This window comes from Micromonospora sp. NPDC047074, assembly GCF_040643815.1.
In the GTDB taxonomy this organism is placed as follows: Bacteria; Actinomycetota; Actinomycetes; order Mycobacteriales; family Micromonosporaceae; genus Micromonospora.
Genome location: NZ_JBEYVB010000013.1, coordinates 30,923 through 57,355, shown reverse-complemented (window position 1 = coordinate 57,355; position 26,433 = coordinate 30,923). Strand labels below are relative to the sequence as shown.

The 26,433-nt window shown below is 74.8% G+C and carries 17 protein-coding genes, 1 pseudogene and 2 riboswitches; of the genes and pseudogenes, 8 read left to right on the top strand and 10 right to left on the bottom strand.

The features are described from left to right. Positions 1 to 12: 12 nt before the first annotated feature. The 5 genes from ABZ809_RS18240 to ABZ809_RS18220 all read right to left on the bottom strand — a co-directional run bounded on the left by ABZ809_RS18240 (position 13) and on the right by ABZ809_RS18220 (position 7,164). Entirely contained in the window at positions 13 to 1,158 is a 1,146-nt protein-coding gene (locus ABZ809_RS18240; protein WP_357563679.1) for an alanine racemase, read from the bottom strand. Beyond that, a complete protein-coding gene (locus tag ABZ809_RS18235) occupies positions 1,155 to 2,753 on the bottom strand; it encodes an IucA/IucC family protein (protein WP_357563678.1) in 1,599 nt (532 codons plus the stop codon). Before ABZ809_RS18235 ends, ABZ809_RS18240 begins: the two co-directional genes overlap by 4 nt. Next, positions 2,750 to 4,378 carry an IucA/IucC family protein gene (locus tag ABZ809_RS18230; RefSeq protein WP_357563677.1) on the bottom strand — a complete coding sequence of 543 codons (1,629 nt, stop codon included), beginning with the start codon at positions 4,376 to 4,378 and terminating at the stop codon, positions 2,750 to 2,752. Before ABZ809_RS18230 ends, ABZ809_RS18235 begins: the two co-directional genes overlap by 4 nt. Continuing rightward, entirely contained in the window at positions 4,375 to 5,547 is a 1,173-nt protein-coding gene (locus ABZ809_RS18225; RefSeq protein ID WP_357563676.1) for a siderophore biosynthesis protein, read from the bottom strand. Before ABZ809_RS18225 ends, ABZ809_RS18230 begins: the two co-directional genes overlap by 4 nt. A gap of 222 nt (positions 5,548 to 5,769) precedes the next feature. Continuing rightward, positions 5,770 to 7,164, bottom strand: coding sequence for a prenyltransferase/squalene oxidase repeat-containing protein (locus ABZ809_RS18220; RefSeq protein ID WP_357563675.1), 1,395 nt, complete (start codon positions 7,162 to 7,164; stop codon positions 5,770 to 5,772). A 140-nt stretch (positions 7,165 to 7,304) separates the two neighbouring features. Then, positions 7,305 to 7,371, bottom strand: a riboswitch (cobalamin riboswitch). 122 nt (positions 7,372 to 7,493) lie between these two features. Beyond that, positions 7,494 to 7,560: riboswitch (cobalamin riboswitch) on the top strand. Positions 7,561 to 7,669: 109 nt separating this feature from the next. Here ABZ809_RS18220 and ABZ809_RS18215 point away from each other — a divergent pair. From ABZ809_RS18215 to ABZ809_RS18195, 5 genes are read left to right on the top strand one after another with little or no spacing between them, the layout of a single operon-like run. After that, positions 7,670 to 10,363 carry a prenyltransferase/squalene oxidase repeat-containing protein gene (locus tag ABZ809_RS18215; RefSeq protein ID WP_357563674.1) on the top strand — a complete coding sequence of 898 codons (2,694 nt, stop codon included), beginning with the start codon at positions 7,670 to 7,672 and terminating at the stop codon, positions 10,361 to 10,363. Further along, positions 10,360 to 11,292: a hypothetical protein gene (locus ABZ809_RS18210; protein WP_357563673.1), complete on the top strand. Its 933-nt coding sequence runs from the start codon at positions 10,360 to 10,362 to the stop codon at positions 11,290 to 11,292. Before ABZ809_RS18215 ends, ABZ809_RS18210 begins: the two co-directional genes overlap by 4 nt. Beyond that, positions 11,289 to 12,455, top strand: coding sequence for a CbiQ family ECF transporter T component (locus tag ABZ809_RS18205; protein WP_357563672.1), 1,167 nt, complete (start codon positions 11,289 to 11,291; stop codon positions 12,453 to 12,455). Before ABZ809_RS18210 ends, ABZ809_RS18205 begins: the two co-directional genes overlap by 4 nt. After that, complete coding sequence (locus ABZ809_RS18200; protein ID WP_357563671.1) at positions 12,452 to 14,131, top strand: ATP-binding cassette domain-containing protein; 1,680 nt, start codon at positions 12,452 to 12,454, stop codon at positions 14,129 to 14,131. Before ABZ809_RS18205 ends, ABZ809_RS18200 begins: the two co-directional genes overlap by 4 nt. Beyond that, entirely contained in the window at positions 14,128 to 14,949 is an 822-nt protein-coding gene (locus tag ABZ809_RS18195; RefSeq protein ID WP_357563670.1) for an ECF transporter S component, read from the top strand. The genes ABZ809_RS18200 and ABZ809_RS18195 overlap by 4 nt, the downstream gene beginning before the upstream one ends. A 17-nt stretch (positions 14,950 to 14,966) precedes the next feature. Here ABZ809_RS18195 and ABZ809_RS18190 read toward each other — a convergent pair whose 3' ends face one another. The 4 genes and pseudogenes from ABZ809_RS18190 to ABZ809_RS18175 all read right to left on the bottom strand — a co-directional run bounded on the left by ABZ809_RS18190 (position 14,967) and on the right by ABZ809_RS18175 (position 18,505). Next, positions 14,967 to 15,899, bottom strand: a complete 933-nt coding sequence (locus ABZ809_RS18190; protein ID WP_357563669.1) for a CU044_5270 family protein — start codon at positions 15,897 to 15,899, stop codon at positions 14,967 to 14,969. Beyond that, entirely contained in the window at positions 15,896 to 16,480 is a 585-nt protein-coding gene (locus tag ABZ809_RS18185) for an RNA polymerase sigma factor (protein WP_357563668.1), read from the bottom strand. The genes ABZ809_RS18190 and ABZ809_RS18185 overlap by 4 nt, the downstream gene beginning before the upstream one ends. Before the next feature lie 205 nt (positions 16,481 to 16,685). Next, positions 16,686 to 17,918 (bottom strand): annotated as a pseudogene (locus ABZ809_RS18180) (MFS transporter); the annotation flags it as partial. Beyond that, positions 17,915 to 18,505 (bottom strand): helix-turn-helix domain-containing protein, encoded by a 591-nt coding sequence (locus ABZ809_RS18175; protein ID WP_357563667.1) that lies wholly within the window; start codon positions 18,503 to 18,505, stop codon positions 17,915 to 17,917. The pseudogene ABZ809_RS18180 and the gene ABZ809_RS18175, both read right to left, overlap by 4 nt. A gap of 173 nt (positions 18,506 to 18,678) precedes the next feature. Here ABZ809_RS18175 and ABZ809_RS18170 point away from each other — a divergent pair, with 173 nt between their 5' ends. From ABZ809_RS18170 to ABZ809_RS18160, 3 genes are all read left to right on the top strand, one after another. Further along, entirely contained in the window at positions 18,679 to 19,227 is a 549-nt protein-coding gene (locus ABZ809_RS18170) for a hypothetical protein (RefSeq protein WP_357563666.1), read from the top strand. 101 nt (positions 19,228 to 19,328) lie between these two features. Then, complete coding sequence (locus tag ABZ809_RS18165) at positions 19,329 to 19,901, top strand: hypothetical protein (protein ID WP_357563665.1); 573 nt, start codon at positions 19,329 to 19,331, stop codon at positions 19,899 to 19,901. A 62-nt stretch (positions 19,902 to 19,963) separates the two neighbouring features. After that, positions 19,964 to 22,840 (top strand): M48 family metalloprotease, encoded by a 2,877-nt coding sequence (locus ABZ809_RS18160; protein WP_357563664.1) that lies wholly within the window; start codon positions 19,964 to 19,966, stop codon positions 22,838 to 22,840. 124 nt (positions 22,841 to 22,964) lie between these two features. Here ABZ809_RS18160 and ABZ809_RS18155 read toward each other — a convergent pair whose 3' ends face one another. Beyond that, complete coding sequence (locus tag ABZ809_RS18155) at positions 22,965 to 26,420, bottom strand: discoidin domain-containing protein (RefSeq protein WP_357563663.1); 3,456 nt, start codon at positions 26,418 to 26,420, stop codon at positions 22,965 to 22,967. Positions 26,421 to 26,433: the final 13 nt, after the last annotated feature.

The following is a 26,433-nucleotide window of genomic DNA, read 5'->3' as shown; positions in this document are numbered from 1 at the left end:
TGTCGCGCCCGCCTACGGTCGGACCGGCCGGGCCGCCCACCCGGCGGCCACCTCGCGCGGATCGCCGGTCCGGAACACCGGCGGGTCGTGCAGCAGGAAGTCGCGGTGGCTGATGTTCCAGGCGTACGCGCCGGACATGGCGAAGACCAGCACGTCCCCGACGCCGACCACCCCCGCCGTCGCCGACCGGGACAGCACGTCCTTCGGCGTGCAGAGCTGCCCCACCACGGTGACCGGCCCGCCGTCGGTACGCGGACCGTCGGCGCCGTGCCGCCGGTGCACCGTGAACGGCTGCGGATGCCCCTTCGCCGCGGGCGTACGCAGGTGGTGCGTGCCGCCCGCGACCACCGCGAACCACTCGCCGTGCGAGCGCTTCACGTCGATCACCTCGGTCACGTACGCCCCGCAGTAGACGGTGACCGAGCGCCCCGGCTCGATCCGCAGCCGCAGCCGCGGGTACGCGTCGAGCAGCTCGGCCAGCGTCCGGCCGTAGCCGGACCAGTCGAATCGCGCCGCCGGGTCCGAGTAGTCCACAGCCATGCCCCCGCCGACGTTGACCTCGGCCGCGCCGAGTTCGGCGACCGCCCAGCGGACCACGGCGGCCGCGACCGAGCCGGCGAGCGGGGCGGCCAGCCCGCTGGCCAGGTGCGCGTGCACGCCACGAACCTCGACGCCGGCCGGTGGGCGGCGGGCGCACTCCAGCGCCTCGGCCGGCGCCATGCCGAACGGGCTCGGCCCACCACCCATGACCAGGCTCGCGCCGGGCGCCGCCACCGGCAGGTTCACCCGCAGCAGCACCCGCGCCGGCGTGCCCGCCGCGACGGCCAGCGCGCCGAGCCGCCGCAACTCGGCCGGCGACTCCACGTGGATCCGGCGTACCCCGGCGGCGAGGGCGGCGGCGAGGTCCTCGTCGGTCTTGCCCGGCCCGACGTACGCGGCGGGCGGCCGGTCGGACAGCACCTCCGCCAGCCGTCGCAGCTCCCCGCGGCTGGCGGTCTCGAACCCGTCGACGACCGGCGCCAACGTCCGCAGCACTACCGGATCCGGGTTCGCCTTCACCGCGTAGAGCAACTCGACCCGCTCCGGCAGCGCGGCCCGGATCCGGCGCGCGTGGGCTGCCAGCCCGGCGAGGTCGTGGACGTAGACGGGGCGGATCATCGTGGACTCCCGAACGGGTTCGGCACCGGCACGAACTGCGCCGCCCGGTCGGCGTCGCGCCGCCACCGGACCAGCAGGTTCGCCTTCGCCACCAGCGGATCCCCGCGCAGCAGCGCGCGCAGCTCGGGCGGGTCGCCGAGCTCGGCGGCCAGCGCGGCGACGACGGCCCGCAGCTCCTGCCACAGGTGCGGCTCGATCGCCGGTCGCGCGTCGGCGAGCGCGCCGGACACCCCGGCCAGGTGGTTGACGAACAGGCAGTAGACGATCCGGCGGGCGGCGTCGCGCGGGCCGTAGCGGGCCTGCGGGGGCACCCCCTCCGGCCAGGTACGCCACCGGGCGGTGTCCAGCTTCAGCCCCTCCAGGTCCCGCAGCAGCATCCGCACCGGGCTGCCCTGGCGGTCGAGCACCACGACCACGTTCTGCAGGTGTGCCTCGTGCACGACGCCGTGGCTGAGCCAACTGCGCAGCACGGCCGGCACGAGCAGCCCCACGTACGCCCGCCACCAGCCCAGCGGGTCGGCGACCGCGAGCGGCGTCGCGGCCAGCGCCGCCGCCAGCAGCGGGGTCTCCCCGGGACGCAGGTGCGGGCGCAGCCCGGTACGCAGGATCGTCCCGTACGCCTCGTCCGCGCCCGGCGCGTCGACCGTCCGGTAGGCGGGCTCGGCGAGTAGTTCGACGCCGGGCGGAAGGGGCACGGTGGACAGCAGCCGCGTCAGGGCCACCGCGCCGGTCAGCTCGTACCGGGCGTTCTTGCGCAGGCAGTTGGTGATCCGCAGGTGCAGGCTGGTCTTGACGAACAGGTCGGCCTCGGGGGCGTAGAGGGTGCGTACGCTCGCCGTCGGCCGCACCGGGACGCCGGCCGCGCCGAGGGGCCGCAGCCGTGGATCCGCCGGCGGGGTCAGCGACAGCTGCCAGGGATGCACCGGCAGCACCCGGTGCCCGGCCGGCGGCCGGGGCGGGTCGAGGGCGTCGGCGAGCGGGTCGAACGGCCCGGCGTCCGCGACCAGGTCGTCCGGGACGGCGAGCCAGTGCAGCCGGAACGCCGGACGCAGCTCGGGGGCGTACGTCCGCCAGCGGTCCGGGTCGCCGCCGTGCCACTTGGGCGCCGGATGGTGCGGATGGCCGAAGACGAGGGACTGCTCGGACTCCAGGTACGCGTCGATGGCCGCCTCGCCGGTGGGGGCGGGATCATGTGCCGGCCGGTCGGTCAGCAGCCGGGCCACCGCGTCGCGGCTGGCCCGGACCTGACCGACGAACTCGTCGTTGGCCAGGCCGGTGAGCGCGGTGAGTTCCGCCGCGACCATGCCGGCCAGCCGCGCCGCGTCCAGGTCCTCCCAGTGGCCGCCGCCGGCCGCGCGCTGCACCGGGCCCTCGTAGCGGTGCGCGCCGACCGGGGACAGCCGCGTGACGGCGCAGCGCAGCGTCGTGCCGAGATGCGGCAGGCGCAGCCGCGCCGCCCCGTCGGCGACGGAGGCGTTCCCCTCGGGCAGGGCCACCTCGCGCAGCAGGCAGCCGAAGACGGCGTGGGCGGCGGCCAGGTCCGCGAGCCGGTCGGTGTGCAGGCCGGGCTGGCAGCGCAACCCGCTGCTCGTCATGATGTCTCCCGCAGGTAGTTCGGGCCGGTGTACCGGTAGTACTTGTTGACGTCGGCACAACCGAGTCGCTGCTTGGGTAACAGGGTGCCGGCGGTGAGCATCGCCTTGATCGGCAGCCGGGGCGCCCGCAGCACCCGCTCGGTGAAGTATCGCGCGGCGGGACCCGTACCCCAGCGGTCGCGGGCCGCGGCGAGCCGGGGTGCCAGCGCGGCAGCCGGTGTGGGCACCCGTACGCCCCGGGCCGCGAGCGCGAGCAGGGGTGCCGCCGCGGCCAGGTGCAGGTTGATGGTGACGAACACGTCGGCCAGCTCCCGCGGATCGTCCACCCACATCCGGTCGTCGCGCAGCTCCGGGCCGCCGGGGCCGCGGTGCCGCCGGTCCAGCCGGGCGCCGTCGTTGTCCTTGTAGAGCAGCCCGAGCGTCCCGTCCGGATGGACCAGCAGGTGGATGTTCTGCGGGTGCGCCTCCAGCGCCACCCCGTGCCGCAGCCAGAGACAGACGTGCCAGTCGAGCAGCAGGTCCAGGTAGGACTCCAGCAGGGCCACCGGCGCTTCCGGGCTGATCCGTTCGAGGACGGTGCCGGCGGCGGGGTCGGGTGCCGCGAGGGCCGCCACCGGCACCACCTGGGCCCCGGCCAGGTCGCGCGGGAACCGGCGCAGCAGGAAGCTCCGTTGCTCGTCGCCGTCGAGGTGCCCGAAGGTGCCCTCGTCGGCGTGCCGGATCCGGCCGGCGAAGGCGGGTTCCGCCGCGGCGATCCGGTCGAGCAGCCCGGCGACGGCCGCGCCGTCGACGAGCGTGTCGGGTCGCAGCGCCCGCCGGTTGCGGGCGCCGAGGGTCGCGGTCGGCAGCGGCAGCTTGAGATGGGTGTACGGGTCGACGTCGAGCGCCACCGTCCGCATGGACAGGGTCGGCCGGGCGGTGATCTCCGGCAGGTCAGTCACCGGCAGCGTGCCGCGGGCCGCGGTGAGCGGGTGCACCGGGATCAGCAACTGGCCGGTCCGGGGTGCCGGCGGCCACCACGGTGGAAGCTCGCCGGTGAGGCGTACCGCCCCGGCGGGTGCGGCGTGCCAGCGCAACGGGAAGCGCGGCGCGTGCTCGGGGGCGTACCGGAGCAGGTCGTCGTCGCCGAGCCCGTGCCGGCACCGGTCGGTGGGATAGACCGGGTGACCGGCGTGCGCGGCGAGCACGTCGTCGAGCGGCGCGGCCGGCATGCCGGCGGGGGAGGCCGCGCGTTCGGCGACGACCGAGGCGAGCACCCGTGGCCGGGTCCGGCTGGCGAGCCGGCGGGCCCGCAGGTCGCCGCGGCACTCCGCGGCGAAGACCCGCCAGCCGGCCTCGGCCTCGGGGTCGTCCCGCGGGGCGAGCGCCGCCAGCAGCCCGTCCAGGGTGTCCACCCGGCGGGCGGTCCCGTCCGCCGCGACGGCGTCGAGCAGGGGCGCGGCGCAGCGCAGGGCCTGCTGGAAACCGTCGGCCCGGACCGGGATCCGGATCAGCCCGCCGTCGAGCGGGGCCTCCCACCGGTCGGGACCGTCCGGGCGGCCCCGGCTGTGCAGGCCGAGGTGGTCCTCGCGGAGCAGGGCGTCCAGGACCCGGGCGAACAGCGCCCGCTCGCTGTCGTCGATCATGCTTCGATCGTCCAGCGGAGGTCGCGCCGGAAGGCGGCCAGCGCGTCGCGGACGGCCTCCTGGTCGGGACCGATGCCGTGCAGCGCCGCGAGGTAGTCGCGGTTGGTGCCGGTCAGGGCGGCGCTCCGGCCCACCTCGCGCAGCGGCCGGCAGCCCAGCCGGACCGCGCCGTGGACGGTGTCCAGCCGGCCCGGGGCCGCCGCGAGCCGGCCGGGCCGGTCCGCGCAGACGTACTCGACCCGGGCGTACCGGTGGCCGTCGGCCGGCGGCAGGTCGAGGGCGGCCAGCGGCTCGCCGAGGTGCAGCCGGATGACGTACGCGAACAGCGGCACGCCGAGCAGCTCGGCGAGGACGAGGTCCATCCGGTCGCCGATGAGGCGGTAGTTCACCTCGATCAACCGGGCCCGGCCGTCCTGGAGGACGTACTCGGTGTGGCAGGCGCCGAAACCGACGCCGAGCGCGTCGAGTTGCGCCCGTAGCTGGGCGGTCTCGGGTTCCGCCGGGGGCGCCCAGTCGAGGCTGACCTCGGTGAAGGTCGGCGGCGGGCCGAGACCCGTACGCCATCCGCCGAGGACGGCCACGGTGCTGCCGTCGCCGAGGGTGTCGTGGGTGCGCAGTTCGCCGGTGAGGTGTTCCTCGACCACCAGCGCGACTTCCGGCCGGCGGTCGCGGATCCCGGCGACCCGGGCGGCGAGTTCGCGCCGGTCGGTCACCAGGTAGGCGTCCTCGCTGGCCACGCCGTCACGCGGTTTGACGACGGCCGGGAACATCCCGCCCGGCACGTCGGGGGCGGCTCCGGGATCGACGGTGACCGTGCGGACCAGGTCGAGCCCGGCGGCGGCCACCGCCCGCCGGGCCGCCGCCTTGTCCTTGCACAGTCGGGCGGCCTCGGGATCCTTTCCGGGAAGACCGAGCTTCCGGGCGGCGACGGCGGTCGTCTCCTGCAGGTGGTCGCTGTTGGACAGCAGCGCCGCCGGTCGGCCGGCTGCCGTCGCCGCGACCACCGCTGCCGGGTCGCGGACCTGGCACCCGGTCACCGGGGCGTCGGACGGCCACTGCTCGGGCCGGTCGGTCAGCACCGTGATCGGCAGCCCGAGCGAGTCCGCCGCCGGCAGGAAACCCTCCAGGACGGCGTCGGTGGGGTTGAGCGCGGTCAGGTACAGCCGCATCTCGCCTCCGTCGATCGGGGTGATTGTCCGCGATTAGGCTAGCCTATCCTTATCGGTGGACCCCGGACCGACCCTCCAGTGTGGCGGGACTCCGTCGCCCGCCCCTGCGGTCGTCGCGCACGAGCGAAGGGCCTGTGACCTCCGCGAACGCGGTCACAGGCCCTTCTCGTCAGCTCGGCCGGCCCGTCCGGACGGGCGAGCGTGGCGTGGCTCGCCGAACCGTCACGTGCCGTACCGCAGATACACCACGTCGCCGACGGTGACCGTCGCCGCGTGGGAGGCCGCCGTGAGGCCGCCGCCGTCGCGGGACACCTTCCAGGTGCTGGTGCCGCTGTTGGCCAGGCCGTTGATCGCGGTGATCGTGCCCGAAGCCGGCGTCACGCCGGTGACGCAACCGGACGGGCTGGCGGCGCTCTGGGCGGCCGTCAGGACGGCGCCGAGGGTCGTGGTCGTGCCGGTCGGCGTGACGGTGACCGCGCAGGGCCGGACCGTGGTCCCGTTGTCGACGACGACGGTGAGCTTCGTCGGGGTGCCGCTGGTGAACCCGCTCGCGGCGACCCAGCGGGGCGCGCCGGCGGTGACCGGGGTGGGTGGCGCGGTGGTGAATCCGCCGCCGCTGAGAGCCCGAACGGCATCCACGGAGGCGTACCCGGAGGGGCTGGTGTCCGACGGCAGGTACTTGAATCCGCCGCCGGAGAGCTGCTGGGCGCGCAGGAAGTCGATGGGGGTCCTGGCCGCGGCGGTGGTGAAGTCGGCGCCCTGGCTGGGGATGCCGCAGGCGTTGAGCCCCGACACGGCCCAGCCGTTGGAGTTCGTGTTGGCGCCGAACATCGCGTTGAAGCCGCCCGTGGTGTTCGCGAGCTTGCTCTTGAGGAAGTTCTTGGCCTGCACCACGTCGGTGTCGGTGTGGGGTACGCCGGCGACGCAGAGGGCGGCCATCGCGGCGCCGGTCATGTCGATGTCGCTGGGGGCGGCGAGCGCGGTGGGATTGCCCTCGGCCTGGCTGAAGTTCCAGCCGCCGTCGTTGTGCTGGTTGTTGCGGATCGTCGTGACGGACAGGTCGAGCAGCCGTTGCGGGACGCGGGTGGCGCCGGCCTGGGTCCTTGCGCCCGCGAGCGCGAGGACGGCGAACACGGTCCCGTTGAAGTTCGCCGGTGGCCCGTAGTAGCCGACCGAGGCGGTCTGCCAGTAGCCGACCACGTCGGCGACGAGATTGCGGGCGGGGGAGACGCGGGCCGGATCGATGCCGGCGGCGTAGGCGTTGAGCAGCCCGCGTTCGTAGTCGGTGACGACCGGTGACCCGCCGGGCCAGGTGGCGGCGGACAACTGGTTGCGGTAGATCGTGCGGGCGTTCTTGCTGGTGTCGCCGCTCGGATAGACGTCGACCGGGTGGGTGCCGGCCCCGGCGAACGCGGTGAAGGCCCACTCCAGGGACAGCCCGCCGCCGGCGTAGCTGCCGTCGGCGGCCTGCAACGTCCTGAGATAGGCGACGCCGTTGTTCTTGGCGGTGGTGATCTGGGCCGGCGTCGACGTGGCTCCGGCCGGCGTGCCGGTCGCCACGACCAGCACGGCGGTGGCCAGTGCTGTCAGGACCGGTCGGGTTGATCTGCGGCGCATCAGGCTCTCCTCCAGTTCGGGGCGCGACTCGGCCTCGAACCGGAACGAGCCCGGGCACGGTGGCAACCGGGGGCGACGGCGCGGGACGGGCCGGCCCCAGGGCGCGTGGGGCGGATTCCGTGTGGTGCGTCGCCGCGCGAGTGTTCGGGCTCGGGCGGTTGGCCGCCCCCACCGTTGCGCGTCAGCCCCGGACTCCGACCGGGTTCCCTCGCGTGTCGACGGTCGGGATGTTATGGCATCGACCGGAACCTCGCTGTTAGCCAGCCGACACCCGGCGGCGATTGACGCTGCCACGGCCGCCGTGTTGCCATAGGCCGTTCCAGCACCAGGGGAAGCCGGTCAGATTCCGGCACTGGCCCGCAACCGTAGGTCCCGTCCGGGACGAGTCGGAGTACCTGGCTGGATGCGTCACAGTCAGCGTCGTCGAGGTCACGGCGCGGGCATCGCGCCGGGGTTGCCGGTTCGGGGTCCGCGTCTGCGCCGCTCACCCCTGGAAGAGCCCGCCATGCCGGTACCCGCCCACCGAAGTTCCCGTCTCCGGGCAGCCCTCCTCGCACTGGTCACGCTCGGCACCGTCGCGGCAGCGCCGCCCGCCGTCGCCGATCCGCTCGACTCCTGCACGCCGACCCGGGGTGCCATCGTCGCGGTCGACTTCCGCCCGTGGGACGGGCCGCTGCTGCGCGGCTGCGACGCCACTCCGACCACGGGCTTCGAGCTGCTGCGCGAGGCGGGGTTCACCACCACCGGCACCGTGCGCGACGGTCCCGGCTTCATCTGTCGCATCGGCAACGACGCCTTCGACGCCGGCACCCAGTACCCGAGGCCCGCGCAGGAACCCTGCGAGGTGACGCCGCCCGCGACCGCGTACTGGTCGTACTGGTTCGCGTCGCCCGGGCAGGACGGGTGGACCTACAGCCCGCTCGGCGCGACGGCGAAGGTGCCCGGCCCGGGGGAGGTGCAGGCCTGGGTCTACGGCGGGACCGACGTGGGCGGCACCACCGGCCGGCCGACCTTCACCCCGGACCAGGTCCGCGCCGCCGGGGGCACCCCCAGCGCGACGCCGACGCCGACCCCGGGCGGCCCCGGCGCGCAGCCGACCCCGGCCCAGGTCGCGGCGGCGGCCTCGTACCTGGTCGGGAAACTGACCGACGGCGACCACGTGTACGACGCCGACTGGGAGACCGTCGACCTCACCCGCACGATCGTGGTGGCCACCGCGCTCGCCGCGGCCGGCGGGCAGGACCCGGTGCTGGGCAGGATGCTCGACTACCTCGCCGCGCACGTCGACGCCGCGGTCTTTCCCGACGGCACGTCCGCGCCACCGCACCAGTACAACGCCGCGAGCCTGCTGCTGCTCGTGCGGATCACCGGTGGTGACCCGCGTACGTTCGGCGGGCGGGACCTGACGGCGGTGCTCACCGAGCGGGTCTGCGCGGCGGTCGACCCGCTGGCCGGCTGCGCGGCCGCCGGAGACTTCGCCGGGTCGTCCGCCCCGTCGACCCACGCGACCGCGCTGCTCGCGCTGCGGCGCGCCGGAATCGACCCGCCGGCCGCCACTGTGGACCGGCTGCTGCGGTGGCAGTGCGCCGGCGGGGGATTCGCCGACTCGATGATCGGCCCCGGCGAACTGTGCACACCGGACCCGGCGAACACGGGCCTGGCGTTGCTCGCCCTGACCGCGCTGGGCGGCCACGACCCGGTGGTCACCGCCGCGGCGACGTACCTCACCTCCGCGCAGCAGCCGCACGGTGGCTTCCTGCCCTACGTCGGTGCGCCGGCGGCGGAGACCCACGTCACCGCTCTCGCGGCGCAGGGGCTGCTCGCGACCGGCCGCACGGAGCAGGCCGAATCGGCGACCGCCTTCCTGGCCGCCCGCGTCACCGGCGACGGCGGGCTGGCCGCCGACCCGACGACAAGCGAATCCGGTCTCGTGCCGACCTCGGGCGCCCTCGCCACCCTGGCCGGGCGGAACCTCGCCACGCTGGACCACCCGCTCGGCGGTGGACCGCCGCCGGGCCCGACGCCGGACCTCGCCAGGGGCGTCGCCTGGCTCGTCGCGCCGCAGCAGCTCGTCGACGGCAGGTACTACGAGTCGTTCCCCGGCTATCCCGACTTCGGGCTGACCATCGACGGCGCGTTCGCCCTCGCCGCGACCGGCCACGACGACGGGAAACTGCGGGCGATCACCGAGTTCGTCCGCGGCGGCGGCAAGGTCGGCGACGACGGCTTCACCGTGGACGGTTGGCTGGGGATCGGCACGCCGTACGCCTCGGGCGGCGCGATCGGCAAGGTGGCCCTCCTCGCGCAGGTGACCGGCCACGATCCGCGCGCCTTCGGTGGTCACGACCTGGTCGCCGCGCTCAGGGACGTCACCTGCGACGGCGTCGACGCCGCCACGGGGTGCGCCGGCGCCGGAAACTACCGGTACGCCACCTCGGTGTTCTCGCAGGCGCTCGGGATCATGGCGCAGGTACGGGCCGGGCAACGGCAGGACGCCACCGCTCCGGTCACCTTCCTGACGGGTCTCCAGCGCGCCAACGGTGCCTTCCCCAGCCTGATCCCCGCCGAGGGCAGTGGCGACGAGGTCGACAGCACCGCGATCGCCGCGATGGCGCTGGCACTGCTGACCGACGACGCCGCCGCGTCCACGGCCGTCGACCGGGCCCTCACCTGGCTCGCCACCCAGCAGCGGGCCGACGGCGGGTTTCCCGGGGCGGCCGGAACCTCGACCAACTCCACCGCGCTGGCCATCCAGGGGCTCAGCCTGCGCGGGGACGCGCACGCCGCCCGGATCGGCAGGGCGTTGGCGTTCCTCGCCGGGCAGCAGAACCCGGACGGCGGCTTCACCGTCGCGGCCGGCGGCCAGCCCGGTTCCGACGTACGCGCCTCGACCCAGGCCGTGAGCGGCGCGACCGGCATCTCGTTCGGCTTGCTGCTCCGCGACGTGCACGACGGCGGCAGCCCGACACCGTCACCCTCCGGCTCCCCGTCGCCGTCGCCGTCGGTGTCGGTGTCCCCGTCAGGCGGCGGCGAGGAGCCCGGCGGCTCGGCACCACCAGGTGCCATGCCGGTGACCGGCCTGTCGATCGTCACCATGGCGATCGCCGCGGCCGCCCTGATCGGCGTCGGCGTGGCCCTGCTCCTGCTCGCCCGCCAGCGACGCCGGGACGACGCCACCGGCACCGGTGACCCGGCATGACCCGCCGGATCCTCGCGACGCTCGTCGCGGCCGTCACCGTCCCGGCCGCCGCCATCGTCCCGGTGCCCGCGCCCGCCTCCGCCGACCCGCTGCCGATCGGCCGGTGCACCACCAGTTCCGGGGTGGTCCTCGCCGTCGACTTCCGCAGCTGGGGCGGGCCGCTGCTGCGCTCCTGCGGCACCACCCCGACCACCGGCTACGAGCTGCTCAACCAGGGTGGCTGGAAGACCACCGGAACGCAGCACGACGGGCCCGGCTTCATCTGCCGGATCAGCCACGCCGGGTTCGACAACGGGACCCCCTATCCCACGCCGGCCGACGAGAAGTGCGTCCTCACCCCGCCGGCGAGCGCCTACTGGTCGTACTGGCACGCCGACCCGGGCGCCGACACCTGGCAGTACAGCCAGCTCGGCGCGATGAGCTACCAGCCGAAGCCCGGCAGCGTCGACCTGTGGATCTTCGGTGGGACCGACATCGGGGGCACCCGGGGCGGGCCGACGTTCAGCCCGGACAGCGTCCGCGCCCACAACGCCACCCCGGTCACCACCGCACCACCCACCGGCGGCGCCCCGGCCCCGACCCGCGCGCCCGCCCAGCCCCCCGTGCCCGGAGCACCGGGCACCCCGCCGGGAGGGGCCCAGCCCACCACCGGGCCGACCCGGTCGCCGGCCGTCGACATCGGAGCCACCGCCAGCACCAGGCCGCCGACCGGGCCGCCCGGCACCGCGCCCCCCACGAGCGGCGGCACCGCACCCCAGACCGGCCCAGCCGTCGTCGACGCCGTACCCACCTCGGCCTCGGCGCCGACCGAACGCGGATCAGCCCGCCCACTGCTGTTCACCCTCGGTGCGCTCGCGGTGTTCGCGATCGCGGGAACCGCCCTGGCCGCGCGGCGCCGGCGCCACACCGCCGACGCCTGGCCGGAGTGACACCGGCCGACGGCGGGGACCGGCTGGCCGCGTACGCGTCGAGGATGCGCGCCGCCCGGCTGCCGCGCGGCCTGCATCCGGTCGCCTGGTGGCTGTGGGCACTCGCCCTGGCGACGGCGGCCAGCCGCACCAGCAACCCGCTGCTGCTGGTGCTCGTTCTTGCCGTCCTGGGGTTCGTCGTCACCACCCGCCGCACCGCCGCGCCGTGGGCCAGAGCGTTCCACTACTACCTGGTCATGGCGCTCATCGTCATCGCGGTCCGGGTCGTGTTCCGGTCGGTGTTCGCCTCCGGCATCACAGCCGACGACCACATCCTGTTCCGGCTGCCACGGGTGCCGACCCCCGAGTGGTACGCGGGCATCCAGATCGGCGGCCCGGTCTCGCTGGAGGCGACCCTGTCCGCCGCCGTGGACGGCCTGCGCCTGGCCTGCCTGCTGTGCTGTGTCGGCGCCGCGAACAGCCTCGCCAACCCCAAGCGCGCGTTGAAGGCGCTGCCCGGCGCCCTCTACGAACTCGGCGTCGCCGTCACCGTGGCGATGAGCGTCGCACCGCAACTCGTCGAGAGCGTCCAGCGGGTCGCCCGCGCCCGCCGGCTCCGGGCCGGCCGATCGCGCGGGCTGCGGGCGGTGCGGGCCGTCGCGCTACCGGTGCTGCACGACGCGCTGGACCGGTCGCTGCGGCTGGCCGCCGCGATGGACTCGCGCGGGTACGGCCGCACCGGCACCGCGACCCGGGCCTCGCGGCAGCTCACCGGCGTGCTGCTGCTCACCGGCATGGCGGGCCTGTGCGTCGGCGTGTACGGCCTGCTGGACCCGGGCGTGCCCCGGCCGGTCGGCCTCGGCGGCCTCGGCGGCGGTGTCGTGCTCAGCGTCGCCGGTCTGGCCGTCGGCGGCCGGCGGGTGTCCCGCAGCCGTTACCGCCCCGACCGCTGGCAGTGGCCGGAACTCGTCGTCGCCGGCTGCGGAGCGGTCGCCGCCGTCGTGTTGACCGTCGGCACCGGCTACGACCCCGCCGAACTGAATCCGGACCTGTACCCGCTGCGCTGGCCGACCCTGCCGGTGCTGCCGACCGTCGCCATTCTCGTCGCGGCCCTCGCCGCCTTCGCCGCACCGCCGCCGCCACGGCCGCGACCCGCCCCCGTTCCCGCCGGAGCCCGCCCGTGATCCGCTTCGACCACGTGACCGTCACCTACCCCGGCGCCGACCGACCCGCCCTGCGCGACGTCGACCTCCGGGTCGACGAAGGCGAGCTGTGCCTCGTCGTCGGGCACACCGGCTCCGGAAAGTCGACGCTGCTCAACGCGGTAAACGGTCTCGTGCCGCACTTCACCGGCGGCAGCCTCGCGGGGCGGGTGACCGTCGCCGGGCGATCGACCGCCGACCAGCCACCACGCGAGTTCGCCGAACTCGTCGGCGTGGTGGGGCAGGATCCGGTGGCCGGGTTCGTCACCGACACCGTCGAGGAGGAACTCGCCTACGGGATGGAGCAGCTCGCCCTCGACCCGGCCGTCATGCGCGCCCGCGTCGAGGAGACCCTCGACCTGCTCGGCCTCGCCGACCTGCGCGACCGCGGCCTGCACGAACTCTCCGGCGGGCAACAGCAGCGGGTCGCGATCGGCGCGGCGCTCACCGCCCACCCCCGGGTCCTCGTGCTCGACGAGCCGACCTCCGCGCTCGACCCGACCAGCGCCGAGGACGTCCTCGCCACGGTCACCCGCCTCGTGCACGACCTGGGCATCACCGTCGTGCTCGCCGAACATCGCCTCGAACGCGTCATCCCGTACGCGGACCGGCTCGTCCTGCTCGCCGGCGACGGCACGGCCCGCCACGGCGACCCCGCCACGCTGCTCGCCGGCAGCGCCGTCGCACCGCCGATCGTGCACCTAGGCCGGCTGGCCGGCTGGGCGCCGCCGCCGCTCTCCGTCCGCGACGCCCGCCGCCGCGCACCGGAGCTACGCCGGCGGCTGCCCACGGTCCCACCCACGCCGCACCGCACCGCCCACCCGGCGACGCGCGATGACACGGGCGCCGCCGGTGTCGTCCTGGCCGCGGCCGGCGTCGTCGTCCGGCACGGTCCCGTCGTCGCCGTACGCGCGGCGACCCTCGATCTGCGCGCCGGGCAGGTGGTGGCGCTCATGGGGCGCAACGGTTCCGGCAAGTCGTCGCTGCTGTGGGCGTTGCAGGGGGCCGGGCGGCGGGCCGGCGGCACCGTGCGCACCGGCGGGCGTGACCCGGGGAAGATCGCCGCCGCCGAGTCGCGTCGGCTCGTCGGGCTCGTCCCGCAGACCGCCGCGGACCTGCTGTACCTCGACAGCGTGGGCGCCGAACTCGACCAGGCCGACCGGGACGGTGCCGTGCCGGGGTCAGCCCGGCGGTTGCTCGACGACATCGCCCCGGGCATCGCCGACGCCGACCATCCGCGCGACCTGTCCGCCGGGCAGCAGTTGGCGTTGGTGCTGGCCGTCCAGCTCGCCGTCACCCCCCGGGTGGTGCTGTTGGACGAGCCGACGCGCGGCCTCGACTACGGCGCCAAGGCCGCCCTCGTGCGCACCCTCGACGGGCTGGCCGGGCAGGGCCACGCGGTCGTGGTGGCCACCCACGACGTCGAGTTCGCCACCGCGGCGGCCGACCGGGTCGTCGTCATGGCCGGCGGCGACATCGTCACCGACGGACCGGCGACGTCCGTGCTCACCGCCTCGCCGACGTTCGCGCCGCAGATCGCGAAGGTGCTCGCCCCGCTGCCGTACCTCACCGTCGCACAGGTCGCCGCCGCGCTCCCGGCCGCACCCGGCGGACCGGTCGGGGCCGCGCCCGCCGACGCACCGGCCGGGCGACCGTGACCGCCGTCCGCGTCCCCGTCCGCGCGACCGCGGCGATCGTCATGGCCTCGTTCCTCGGCCTCGTCGCCTTCCTGTGGCCGTTCGTCGTGGCGCCGGGCGCGTTCGGGTCGGCCGAGACGCCGCCACTGATGTTCGGCGCGCTGCTCGTGCTCGTCCTCGCCGTCGTCTTCGCCGAGATCGCCGACGGCCGGATCGACGCCAAGGCCCTGGCGATGCTCGGTGTCCTGTCGGCGATCAACGCGGCGCTGCGGCCACTCGGCGCGGGCACCGCCGGCATCGAGACCGTCTTCTTCGTCCTCGTCCTCGCCGGCCGCGTCTACGGCCCCGGCTTCGGCTTCGCCCTCGGCTGCACCTCCCTCTTCGCCTCCGCCCTGCTCACCGGCGGCGTCGGCCCGTGGATGCCGTACCAGATGTTCGGCTGCGCCTGGGTCGGGATGTTCGCCGGCCTGCTCCCGGCGGCCCGGGGCAGGGCCGAGGTAGCGCTCCTGGCCGGCTACGCGGCCGCCGCCGGATACGCCTTCGGGTTCCTGCTCAACCTCTCGTTCTGGCCGTTCTCCCTCGACCCCGGCAGCTCCATCGCCTACCAGCCCGGTCTGCCCGTGCTCGAACAGTTCCAGCGCTACCTCGTCTTCTTCGGCGTCACCTCGCTCGGCTGGGACACCGGCCGTGCCGTCACCACGGCCCTGCTCGTCGTGCTGACCGGCCCGGCCGTGCTCGCCGCCTTCCGCCGGGCGGCCCGCCGCGCGAACTTCGACGCGACCACGACGTTCGACGCCACCGCGGCCGTCGACCCGCCCGAGTGCCCGTCGGGACGATGACCCGCCTCCGGCGCCGGCTAGCTCTCCGGGCGCTGTCCGAGCTTCGCCACGACAGCCCGTTGCAGCACCGCGGTCGTGCCCAGCACCGTCCCGGCCGGCCCGTCGACGGTGTCGGCGACGAGATAGCTGCGCTCGCCGAGGTATTCGTACGTCCGTTCATCGAAGATCCACTCGTCGCGCCGGTCCCGCTCGGTACGCGCGACGGCCAGCCCTCGCCGGCCGGCCGCGTCGGTGACGCCGCGGACCACCTCGACCCCCGGAATCTTCGCCGCGGCCCGGTAGAGCGCGGCGCTCGTCCGGGGCGGCACCAGCGACTCGCGCAGGATGTCGCCGATCGCGGTGAACGCCGCGCCGTCGCGGCTGTCGCCCCGGCCCCGCTCCTCCCGCTCCCGGTAGAGCCGCGCCAGCAGCTCGTCCGGGTCGCTGGGTAGATCGACGACCTCCGCGTTCGGTGCCACGTCCGTGAGCGTCGTCCGTTCCGGGATCACACCGATGACCGGCAGGTCGACGAACGGCTCCCGGAGCAGGCCGTCACCTCGCTCGTAGCGCGGGATCCAGATCTCCCGCTCGTGCACCGGTCGCAGCCGGGCCGGGCCGTCACCCAGGGCGGCGAACGCACCCCGGCTCCTGATGTAGACGTACTCGCCCTCGTCTGACGAGGGGCCCGGCTTGTCGGCGACCGCCGCGGCCAGCTGGTGCAGAAACGCCGTCGCGCCGCTGCGTTCGCCCTGTTCGACCGTCACGATCAGCGGCGCGCTGTCCGGCGCCCACGGCGGAGCGACCACCCCCGCCGTGACCGCGACCGCCAGCACGCCCGCCGCCGGCACGAGCACCAACATCCGCCGTGGCCGCCGGGTCGGCCGCCCGATCTCGGTCGTCAGGTGGTGCCGCAGTGCCTGCCGGCGCACCGCCGCCATGGCCGGCACGTGGGGGGCGGTGGGCTCGCTCATCGGTACTCTCCCTGCTCGACGGGGATCATTCGGGTACGTGCTGTCTCCTGCTGGGCCAGCGCGCGTAGTCGGGTCCGAGCCCGCGACAGCCGCGAGCGCACGGTCCCGACGGGTACGCCGAGCGCCTCGGCTGCCGCCGCGTAGTCCAGTTGCGACCACACACAGAGCAGGAACACCTCCCGATCCGCCCGGCGGAGTGCCCGCAGTGCCGCCATCGCCGCGGCCACCTGTTCGGCATCGTGCAACCGGGTCACCACCTCGTCGGCGAAGTCCGGGACGGTGTCGCGTACCGGCAGTCGTCGCAACGCCTCCCGGTGCCGGCGCGCCGCCCGCCGCCGGTTGCGCAGCACGTTGGTGGCGATGCCGAGCAGCCACGGCCGCAGGCTGTCGCCGTCCGGGCGCAGGGATTCGCGGATCCGCCATGCCTCAAGGAAGGTCAGCGACACCACATCCTCGGCATGCGCCGGATCGCCCTCACTCCACACCGCATGCCGATAGACCGCGTCGGCGTGCTCGTCGAAGAGAGTGCCGAAGGCATCGGTGTCTCCGGCCCGGATCCGGACCCGCATCTCAGCTGTCACATCTCTACCTGTCCGCGGCCGCCCCCGGGTTCCCGCCATCCGCGGACACATTTCCGGCGCTGACCGGGGTCGCGGTCGCCGAGGGTCCGTTCCGTTGACCGACATCGTCGACGGCCGGTGCCGACCGGGCCTCTTCCACCCGCGGTGGGGGGACGACGAGCGGCCTTCCGCTCGACGCACGTGTCGATGCCAGCTCGTCCGGCGTCCGCGCGGCGGACAGTTCGGCGCGGCGCAGCGCCCGGCTCGACAGGGCGGCGACTCCCGCGGCGGCCGCGAGCGCGGTGCCGCCCAGGAACGCCGCCGCCGGTCCCCACAGCCCGGCGACCAACCCGGTGAGCGCGTAGCTGACCGGGATGCCACCGAAGCCGGCCAGGCTGCTCAGGCTCATCATCCGGCCCAGGTACGCCGGCGGCGTGTGCGCCTGCAACAGGGCCGTGCCGAGCGCGCCGGTCAGACCTGCGCCGACGCCGAGCAGCACCGACGCGGCGACCGCCCACGGCCTGGACGGGGCGGACCCGATCCCGGCGAGCGCGCCGCCCATCAGCACGGCGAGCAGGCCGACGAGCAGGCCGGCGCGTGGGACCCGGCCGCGCACCACCACGGCCGTGGCCGCAAGTGCGGCCCCGACGCCGAAGCCGCCGACGATCAGACCCACGCCCGCGGCGCCCCAGCCGCGTTCCCGCGCCAGCAGCGTGATGCCCACGTTGAACGGGCCGGTGAAGCCCAACTCGGCGACGGCCGAGACGACCAGGACGGTACGCAGCAGTGGCGACCGTGCGGCGACAACCAGTCCGGCCCGGACCTCGGCGCCCACCCCCCGTGCCCGGCCGGGCACGCCGGGCGCCTCGGCGCGGACCCGGACCGTGGCGAGCGCGAGCACCGAGACGGCGAAGGTGAACGCGTTGACCGCGAACGCCGCCGCCATCCCGTACGCGGCGACGACCGCCCCGCCGAGCGGGGCGCCGGCCACGATGGCGCCCCGCGCCAGCGCGATCCGCATGCCCTGGAGCCGGGCGAGGTGCTCCGGCGCCACCAGGTACGGCGGCAGCGCCCCGACGGCGGGCAGGAACACGGCGTCGACCGCGCCGAACACCAGCGCCACCGCGATGAGCACCGCGAGGGTCGGGTCGGCGGCGGCGGTGGCGACCGCCGCGGCGACCATGACCGCGCAGCGCAGCGCGTCGCTGCCGAGCATCAGCCGCCGGGCGCCCCACCTGTCGACGACCACGCCACCCACCAGGAGCAGCAACAGTCGGGACACGGACGCGGTGGCCAGGACCAGCCCGGCCCCACCGGCGCCGGCGACCTTGGCGGCGGTCCAGGCCAGCGCCACGTAGTAGACCTGGTCGCCCACCAGCGACATGCCGAAACCGGCGAGCCAGCGCAGGACGTTGCCGTCCCGGTGCGGCTGCCGGACCGCGACCGCCCGCTGGGTCATGGCCGGAACGGGAAGCCGTGGACGAACACCATGACGTGCTCCCGGCCGGCCTCGCCGGGCTGGTCCTCGGCGCCGGCCCGCCCGCGCTCGGCCCACTTCTGTATCACCGCGGTCAGCTCGTCGCTCAGCTCGGCCAGCTCCGGCGCGGTGAGCCGGAGCAACGAGTCGCTGGAGACCGAGGCGTCGGTCCACGCGTCGCCCCAGGCGTGGTCCTCGTCGATCCACCGTTCGAGCCGGCTGATCTGGTGGGCCAGCATCTGACGCTTGGCGGCGACCGCGATGCCGCGGGCCTGCGGATCGCCCGTGAACTCCGACGACGCCCAGCTGAACCCCTCGTGGGTCTTGCGCCACCAGCGCTCCCGCCGGTCACCAGCCCTGCCCGGCACCTCCTCGATGAAGCCGTGCGCGGCCAGCTCCCGCAGGTGGTAGCTGACCAGCGAGAGCGACTCGTCGACCAGCTCGGCGAGCCGGGACGCGGTCGCCTCCCGCTCGGCGGTCAGCGCGTAGAACAACCGCAGCCGCAACGGGTGGGCGAACATCCGTAGCTCGGCGGCGTTCTTGAGTCGTCGGTTCGATCCGGGTGGCATGAATCCACCGTATTAACTCAAAGACTTTTGTGCAAACTCTTTGTCTAACGGGTCTCGCGGCTGCCCGGCGGTGCCGACCGGGACGGCGGGGTCCCCGGTGGACGGCGCACGAGCGGGTCGCGGGCCGGTGTTACGGTGCCACCCGCGGCATCCGACCGGCCCGGGGGAGCAGCATGACCGCCCAGTACGTCCGTGACGCGGCGGCGACCGCAGTCGTCTTCGGGTTCTTCGCCCTCAGCTGGTACGGCTGGGCGCAGGAGGCGCCGCCGAGGAGTTGGCGCGTCCCGCTCGGCATCGCCTCGGGCATCGCCCTGCTGACCGCGGTCGTCGGCGGGCTCCTCGCCTGGCGGCACTGGTCCGCCGGCACGGCGTTCGACGACGGGACCAGTCGGTCCTTCGGCCTGGTCGTCGGCGTGGAGTTCGCCGCCGCCGCGCTCGGCGCCGGGCTGCTCGCCGTACGCCGCCGCACGGAGTTCATCTCCACGTGGGTCGCCCTCGTCGTGGGGGTGCACCTGTTCCCGGTCGCGGCGCTCATCGGTTACCCGCTGATCCACGTGGTCGCCGCGCTGGTCACGCTGGTCGCGGTGGCCGCCATTCCGGTGGCGCGGGCGCGTTCCCTGCCGGTGAGTGCCGTCACCGGGCTCGGTACGGGCACCGTGCTGCTCGTCGCCGCGCTGTCCTCCACGGTCCTGGCCCTCACGGGGTACGGATCGGCGGTGTAGCCGGCTTTCGCGCGATGCGTCCCGTCGTCCGTTGGGGACCATGACAGTCCGCTTACTGTCTGATCTCTTCCCGGGTGGCGGGATACCGGCACGATGAGGCGGTGACCGATCGACAGCAGCAGGTCGCCCTCCTCGTCGCGGATGCCGCGCGTCGTGCGGTGGCCCGGTACGTCCCCGAGGAACTCGAAGTGTTCGACGGGGTCGCCGCCGCCTGGCGGGAGGGCGCGGCGAACGCCGCCCGGCAGTCGTCGCCCCCGGGCGGTGGCGTCGGCTTCGGCATCGACACCGTGCTCGTCAGCGAGCTGTTCCTCCAGGCGGCCGCCGCCGCCGTCGGCGAGGTGCTCGTCCTGGGTACGGCGGGGGTCGGCGCCGGGATCCGCGCCCGCTGGCGACGACGACGCGGTACGGGCCGGGGTCCGGTCGACCCGGCGGGTGTCCCGGGGCCGGCGGAGGCCGCCCTGGAAGCCGCCCCGGCGGCCGACGCGCGGGTGCCGGTGACCGGTGCCGGCGCGGGGGAGCCGTTGGCCGGCCCGATTGCCCTGACCGGGCCACAGGTGGCGCAGCTCCGTGAGGCGTGTCGGCGGCACGCCCTCGCGCTGGGCCTGCCGCCGGACGCGGCCGACCTGCTGGCCGACGCGACGGTCGGGGCGATGGTGGCGCCGGGCAACCCGTGACCGGTCACGATGGGGGCGCCGGGCGACCCGTGACGGATCACGACGAAGGCCCAGGGCGACCCGTGACCGGTCCGGTCGGCGTGCCGGGGGCCGGGCCCGTCCGGTCGCCGGACCGGCTGGCCTGGTGCTATCTCCTCGTGCTCGCGGCGCTGGTCGCCGTCGGGATCGGCGCGGGGGACCTGTTCTTTCTGGCCGACCGGTCGCTGCACCTGCCGTGGGCGCTGGCCCTCGACGCCTGCGACCGGGCGTTCGGGGCCGGTGTCGCGGAGCCGGCGCCGCCCGGGTTCACCGACTGCATGGCCGGGCCGGCACGGCAGCGCGGGCTGGTCATGCTCGGCGCGGTGGGTGTCGTGTTGGCGTGCGCCGCCGCGCTGCTGGTCCTGGTGCCGTCGGTCGACCTGTGGCGCCTGCGCCGGCACCGGGGCCGGTTCACCGTCGCGCCCGCTGCCGCCCGGTTCGCCGCTCTCTGCGACGACAACGGACTGTCCGGGCGGGACCGGCCGCGCCTGCTCATCGCCGGCCCGCCCGTGCGGCAGGCGTTCACCGTCGGTGTCGTCGGCCGGCGGCCCGTCGTCGTGCTCCCGGCCGGCGTGGCCGTGGCGTACCGCGATCCGCTGCGGTTCGACCCGGTGGTCCAGCACGAACTCGCCCACGTGCGGGCCCGCGACGTGGTGTGGGTGTCCGCCGCACGCGGCCTGGTCTGGCTCCCCGTGCCCGCGGTCGCCGTCGGCGGGCTGCTGGAGATCGGCACCTTCAGCCCGAACGCGATCGTCGGTGCCACCTTCCTGCGGGCACTGCTCCTGTCGGTGCTCGTCGCGGTGCTCGCGGCCGCGCTGCTGCGGGCGCGTGAGCGCGAGGCGGACCTGCACGTGGTGCGGGCCGGCCAGGCGCAGGGGCTGACCGCGCTGCTGCACGACGCGAGCACCCGGGAGAGGCCGGCGGGAAACGGGGCGGCGGCCCGGCTGCGCCGGCTGCTCGCCCGCCACCCGTCACCGCGGGACCGGGCCGCCTCGCTGCGGGACCGGGAGCGCCGGCCGACCGGTGACCTGGCGCGGGGCGTCGCGGCCGGCGCGGTCGCGCTGGTGACGATGGGGGCCGTCCACGACCTCAGCCAGGAACTGCACTACGCGGCGCAGGGCTGGCTTCCCCCGCTGGTCGACGTCTGGGTCGGTGCCGTGCTGCTCGTCGGCGTACTGATGCCGTCGCTGCTGCGCCGGGCGGCCTCGGCCCGGCGGGACGGGGTGGCTGCCACCTGGTTACGTCCCGTCACCGGCACGGCGATCGGTTTCTTCGTGGCCGCGTTCGGCACGGCGTGGCGGCCGTTTCCCGGCGGAGGGGCACTGTTCCAGGACCAGGACGCGGCCGGTGCCCTGGTGTGCGCCGTCGTGGCGGCGGCGCTGGGCGCGGGCGCGGTGGGCCTCTGCGTGGTCGTCGCTACGGCCCTGGTCGACGCGCGGACGTCGGCGGGGGACGCCGCGACCGGCCCGGTAGGTGGCCGGTGGTGGAGGTACGCGGGCCATGCCGCCGCGATCGGCGTCACGGCCGCCGTGCTGTGGCCGTTGCCGGTGCTGCCGCCGGTGTGGGCGGATCCGGCCGTGGTCCGCGCCTGGCTGGTCTACCTGTTGCCCGCCACCGGCTGGCTGCTGCCCGCGCTCGCGTTGCCGTTGCTCCTCGCGGCCCGGTCGTGGCCGGCCGGGTCGGATCTCCCACGCCGGGCGGTCCGGTCGATGCGGGTCAGGGCGGTCGTGCTCGCGGTACTCGTCTGCGGTGTCGGCGCGGTGCTGCGGGCCCGGCTGGATCCGCCCGCCACCCTGGACGAGGCGCTGCGCGCCGCCCAGGCCCGATGGCTGCTCTGTGCCCTCGTCGGGTGGGGCGTCCTGCTGGTGACCGCGAGCGGAGCGGGCCGGTGGCCGCTGGCCCGGTCGGTGCTTGCCGCCGGGGTGGCGACCGCGTCGTGCGGGATCGTCCAGTTCGTGGACACGGCGGCGGCCGGGCGGGGCGCCGACGCGCTCGCGTTCCGGCTGGCTGTCGGGGCACCACTGGTCTGGCTGCTGTACCTGACCACGCTCACCACGCCGCTCCTGCTGCTCGCTCCGAAGCGGACGGTGTCAGCCGACACCGCCGTGCGGGTGCGCCCGGGTGGGGGCGTGCTGGTCGGGACGGCGCTGGCGGCGGTGCTGCTGACCGCGGTGGTGCTCGGGCCGGGGGTGCCCGGCAGCTATGCGCCACTGCCGGTCGCCGCCGGAGCCGCCACGGTGCCGCGGCCGCAAGCGCAGCCGTCGACGCCGGCATCGGGGCCGACGCCGACGTCGACTCCGGCGGGGCCGGGTACCGAACCGTCGGCGGGAGATCTTCCGGTCGCCGGTCGCCGGCTGACCGCCGCCGAGGCGCGCGCGGCCGTGCGGGCGGTCCGGCCGGCGTTGCCCCGGACCTGGCGCGCACAGGAGCCGGCCGCTGCCGGCCAGCAGCGGATCGAGCCGGCAGCCTGCGTACCCCTGGCGCGGGACGCCTTCCTGAAGGTGATCGAGCCGGGCGTGCGCGCCAGGGCCGAAGCCAAACACGGCACGTCCCGCGGCCGGGTGGTGTCCGCGTCCACTACGGTGACGGTGACCGTCACCTCGTACGCCGACGTGGTGTCCGGCGCGGTGTTCGCCGCCGCGGACGCGGCGCGCGCCGCCTGCCCCCGGTTCACCGCTGAGGGGGTACGGTTCGGTGTCCGCGCCAAGCGGCCACCGGCGCTCGGTGAACAGTCCTGGCGCGTCGACTACGCGCTCTCGGTGGGGAGCGGACGGCAGCGGCTCACTGGTACGACGGCGGTCGTGCTGGTCCGGGTGGGCCACAACCTCGTCACCGTCTCGATGACCGCAGTTCTGGGGCCGCTGGACGAGCGGATCCTCGGCAACGCGGCGACCGCCGTCGTCCGCGCCCTCGGGCGTTGACCGGCCGGCACGCGTACGCCCCGCCGCCGTCGGCTGCGACCGGACCCGGCGTCGCCGGGCGTGCGGCCCGGGGCAGCCCGACGGGGAGGACGGCCGGCGGGCCGTCCTCCCCATCGGGAACTGGTCAGCTCAACGGCTCGACCCAGATGTTGCGGTAACGGACGTTGGCGCCCGGGTCGCCGTGGTCCTGCAACCGGATCGGCCCCACGGCGGGTCCCTCCGGGGCGCCGTTGCCCGTGGGCCCGTCGATCACCGCGTTGTTGTGCACGGTGACGCCGTTCCACACGACCGTGACGCGGGCGTTCTCCGTCTTGACCCCGGAGGCGTTGAAGCGGGCCGCGCGGAAGGTGACGTCGTAGGTCTGCCACGTCTCCGGGGCGCTGGCCGCGATGACGGACGGCGCGATCTTCCCGTAGATCGAGCCGCACTCGTTGTTGGCGGGGGTGGTGTCGCCGAACGAGTCCAGGACCTGGAGTTCGTAGCGGTCCTGGAGATAGATGCCGCTGTTGGCGCGGGCCTGGCCGGTGACGTCCGGCGGAAGGTTGGGCAGCCAGAACTCGACGTGCAGCCGGAAGTCGCCGAAGGCCTGCTTGCTGCGGATGTCACCGCCGAGCACCTCCATGGAGCCGTTGGCGACCGGCCACGTCGCGGGGGTGCCGCTGGTGCTCTCGAAGTTCGCCAGGTTGGCCCCGTCGAAGAGCGTCACGCGGCCGGGGTTGACCACGGGGCCGTGCGCCTCGAACTCGTAGATCCGGGCGGCGCCGTCCGTGGTGCTGGTGGGGGCGGTGATGGCGAGTCGGACGTATCTGGCCTGGGTGGTCGGGATGTCGTGGGTGGTGGTGTTGGCCGTGTTGCCGGTGACTGTCGTGACGGTGGTCCAGGTGGTGCCGTTGGTGCTGGTCTGGATGGTGAAGTCGCGGGTGTTCCAGGCGGTGTTCTCGCCGCCGGCGCCCGCGTGGCGTACGACGAAGCGGTTCAGGCTCTGGCTGGCGCCGAGGTCGACCTGCAGCCACTTGCTGGCGCCCGACGAGCACCACTTGTCGCTGTTCCCGCCGCTCACGCTGCCGTTCACCGCCTTGGCCGGGCCCTCGGTGGCCGAGCACGAGCTGTCGGCGGTCGCCGCCTTGCCCAGCGCGAGGTTCGTGGTCGACACCTGACCACCGTAGGCCTCGAACTCGTAGATCCGGGCGGCGTTGTCCGTGGTGCTGGTGGCGGCGGTGATGGCGAGTCGGACGTATCTGGCCTGGGTGGTCGGGATGTCGTGGGTGGTGGTGTTGGCCGTGTTGCCGGTGACGTTCGTGACGGTGGTCCAGGTGGTGCCGTTGGTGCTGGTCTGGATGGTGAAGTCGCGGGTGTTCCAGGCGGTGTTCTCGCCGCCGGCGCCGGCGTGGCGTACGACGAAGCGGTTCAGGCTCTGGCTGCTGCCGAGGTCGACCTGCAGCCACTTGTTGGTGCCCAGCGAGCACCACTTGTCGAGGTTGCCGCTGGTGGTCGTCCCGTTGACGGCCTTGGCCGGGCCCTCGGTGGGCGAGCACGAGCTGTCGGCGGTCGCCGCCCTGCCGAGCGCGAGGTTGACGGGTGGCTGCTGACCGGGGATGGCGTTGAGCGTGTACCAGACCTCGGTGCTCCACAGGGACTGGCCGTTGGTGGCCGAGAACGGCCGGGGCGAGCGGACGTGCACGACGCGGCCGGGCTTGAGGCCGTTGATCGCCAACGTGACGGTCTTTCCGTCGGCCGACAGGGTGGCCGAGGTGACCGACAGGGTCTCCTCGTCGACCTTCGGCCCGCCGTACGCGGCCGTCGGCACGTAGCGCCACTGCTTCACCCGGTACTTGGTGGCCAGCGCGGTGGCGGTCGCCGCCGAGAGGGGGTGGGTGTACTCGATCTGGAAGCCGTTGGGGGTGGCCCGCATCGCCAGCATGTCGAAGTTGTTGCTGCCGTTGGGGCTGATCTTCTGCAGGCCGTAGCTGAGCTTGCCCTCCTGCCCCCAGTTGCCGCCGCCGTGCAGGCCGCCGGTGTAGATGGCGCCGTCGGGGCCGACGGAAACCTCGGACACCCCCGCCTCCAGGCCCTGGGTCATCCGGAACAGCGCGCCCTGGTACTCGCCGTTGACCTTCTCCAGGTACGCGCGCTGGAGCCCGCCGTAGGTGACGTCGCCGATGACCATCTGCCCGGCGAACGGGCCCTGGTTGAGCATGACCGGGGTGCTCGGCGAGTTGCCGATCTCGTTCTGCGGCAGCCAGAGGACCGGCTGGGTGACCGGGTGGTTGTCGAACGGGCCGGCCGGGTTCATGTAGTGGTTGAAGAAGCGGCCCTGCTTGACGTGCACGAGCTTCGACGACGGCAGCCAGCCACCCTGGTTGTCGGTGACGAAGATGCCGCCCTCGGGGCCCCAGCCGATGCCGTGCGGGGTGCGCAGCCCGCCGGCCACGTAGTCGATCGCGCCGGTGCTCCGGTTCACCCTGATGGTGGTGCCCCGGTTCGGGGCCGGCTGCGGATCGGTCGTGGCGCCGCCGTAGTTGATGGAGACCGACAGGTTCAGGTAGAAGTAGCCGTCCTGGTAGAGCAGGCCGAACCCGAACTCGTGGAAGTTGCTGCCGAACGGCCAGGTGGCGACCGTACGGTACTGGTCGGTCACCCCGTCACCGTTGGTGTCGTTCAGTTCGGTGAGCTTCGCCTTCTCCGAGACGTAGATCTTCCCGTCGACGATCTTGAGCCCCATCGGCTCCTGGAGCCCGGTCGCGACCCGCTGCCGGGTCACCTGGCCGGGGCTGGTGTTGCCGGTGACGTTGCCGAGGATCCACACCTCGCCCACGGTGGTCAGGGAGCCGCCCCAGGTGGCCACGGCCAGCCGGCCGTCGGGGAACCAGTCGAACCCGGTGACCTGCGGCTGGAAGCCACTCGGGCGCAGGTCCGTCAGGGTGTAGTTCGGGTGCACCGAGGTCAGCGGCAGCCCGTCGCCGGGCGAGTCGCCGCTGGCCTCGCACTCCTTGCGGCCCGGGGCGGTCACCCGGACGACGCCGGCGTCGGTGCTCAGGGCCGAGGTCGGGACGTTCACGAACGAGGTGGAGCCGGGCGTCTGCCACTGCAACGTGAGCTGCTGGCCGCCCGTACGCTCGAAGTGCTCGATGCGCAGCGAGTGGTACCCGGCGGTCAGGCTGACGGTGCCGTCCTTGGGCGCCGGGCCGTGCACGCCGTCGTGGTCGATGAGCAGGGCGTCGTCGATCAGCAGACGTGACCCGTCGTCGCTGATCAGCCGGAAGGTGTAGCTACCGGCCTGGGTGATGCTGACGTTGCCGAGGACGTGGACCAGGAAGTTGTCCTCGATGCCGAAGTCGGCGGCGCTGCTCCAGTTGACCGTCGGCATGAGCTTGTCGACGTTCGGGGTCTGGCCGGCCTTGAGCGTGCAGAGCTTGTCCAGCGGCACCTGCAGGTCGAAGGTCCGCAGGGTGACACCGGGTTCCTGGGGCGGCGGCGCGGCCGCCGCATCCGTTGGCGACAGCCACAGGCTGGCCGCGGCGACCACGGCGGCGAAGAAGCCCGCGATGGGTGCGCGCGCTCGTCGGGACGGTACGAGCATCGTTTCCTCCAGG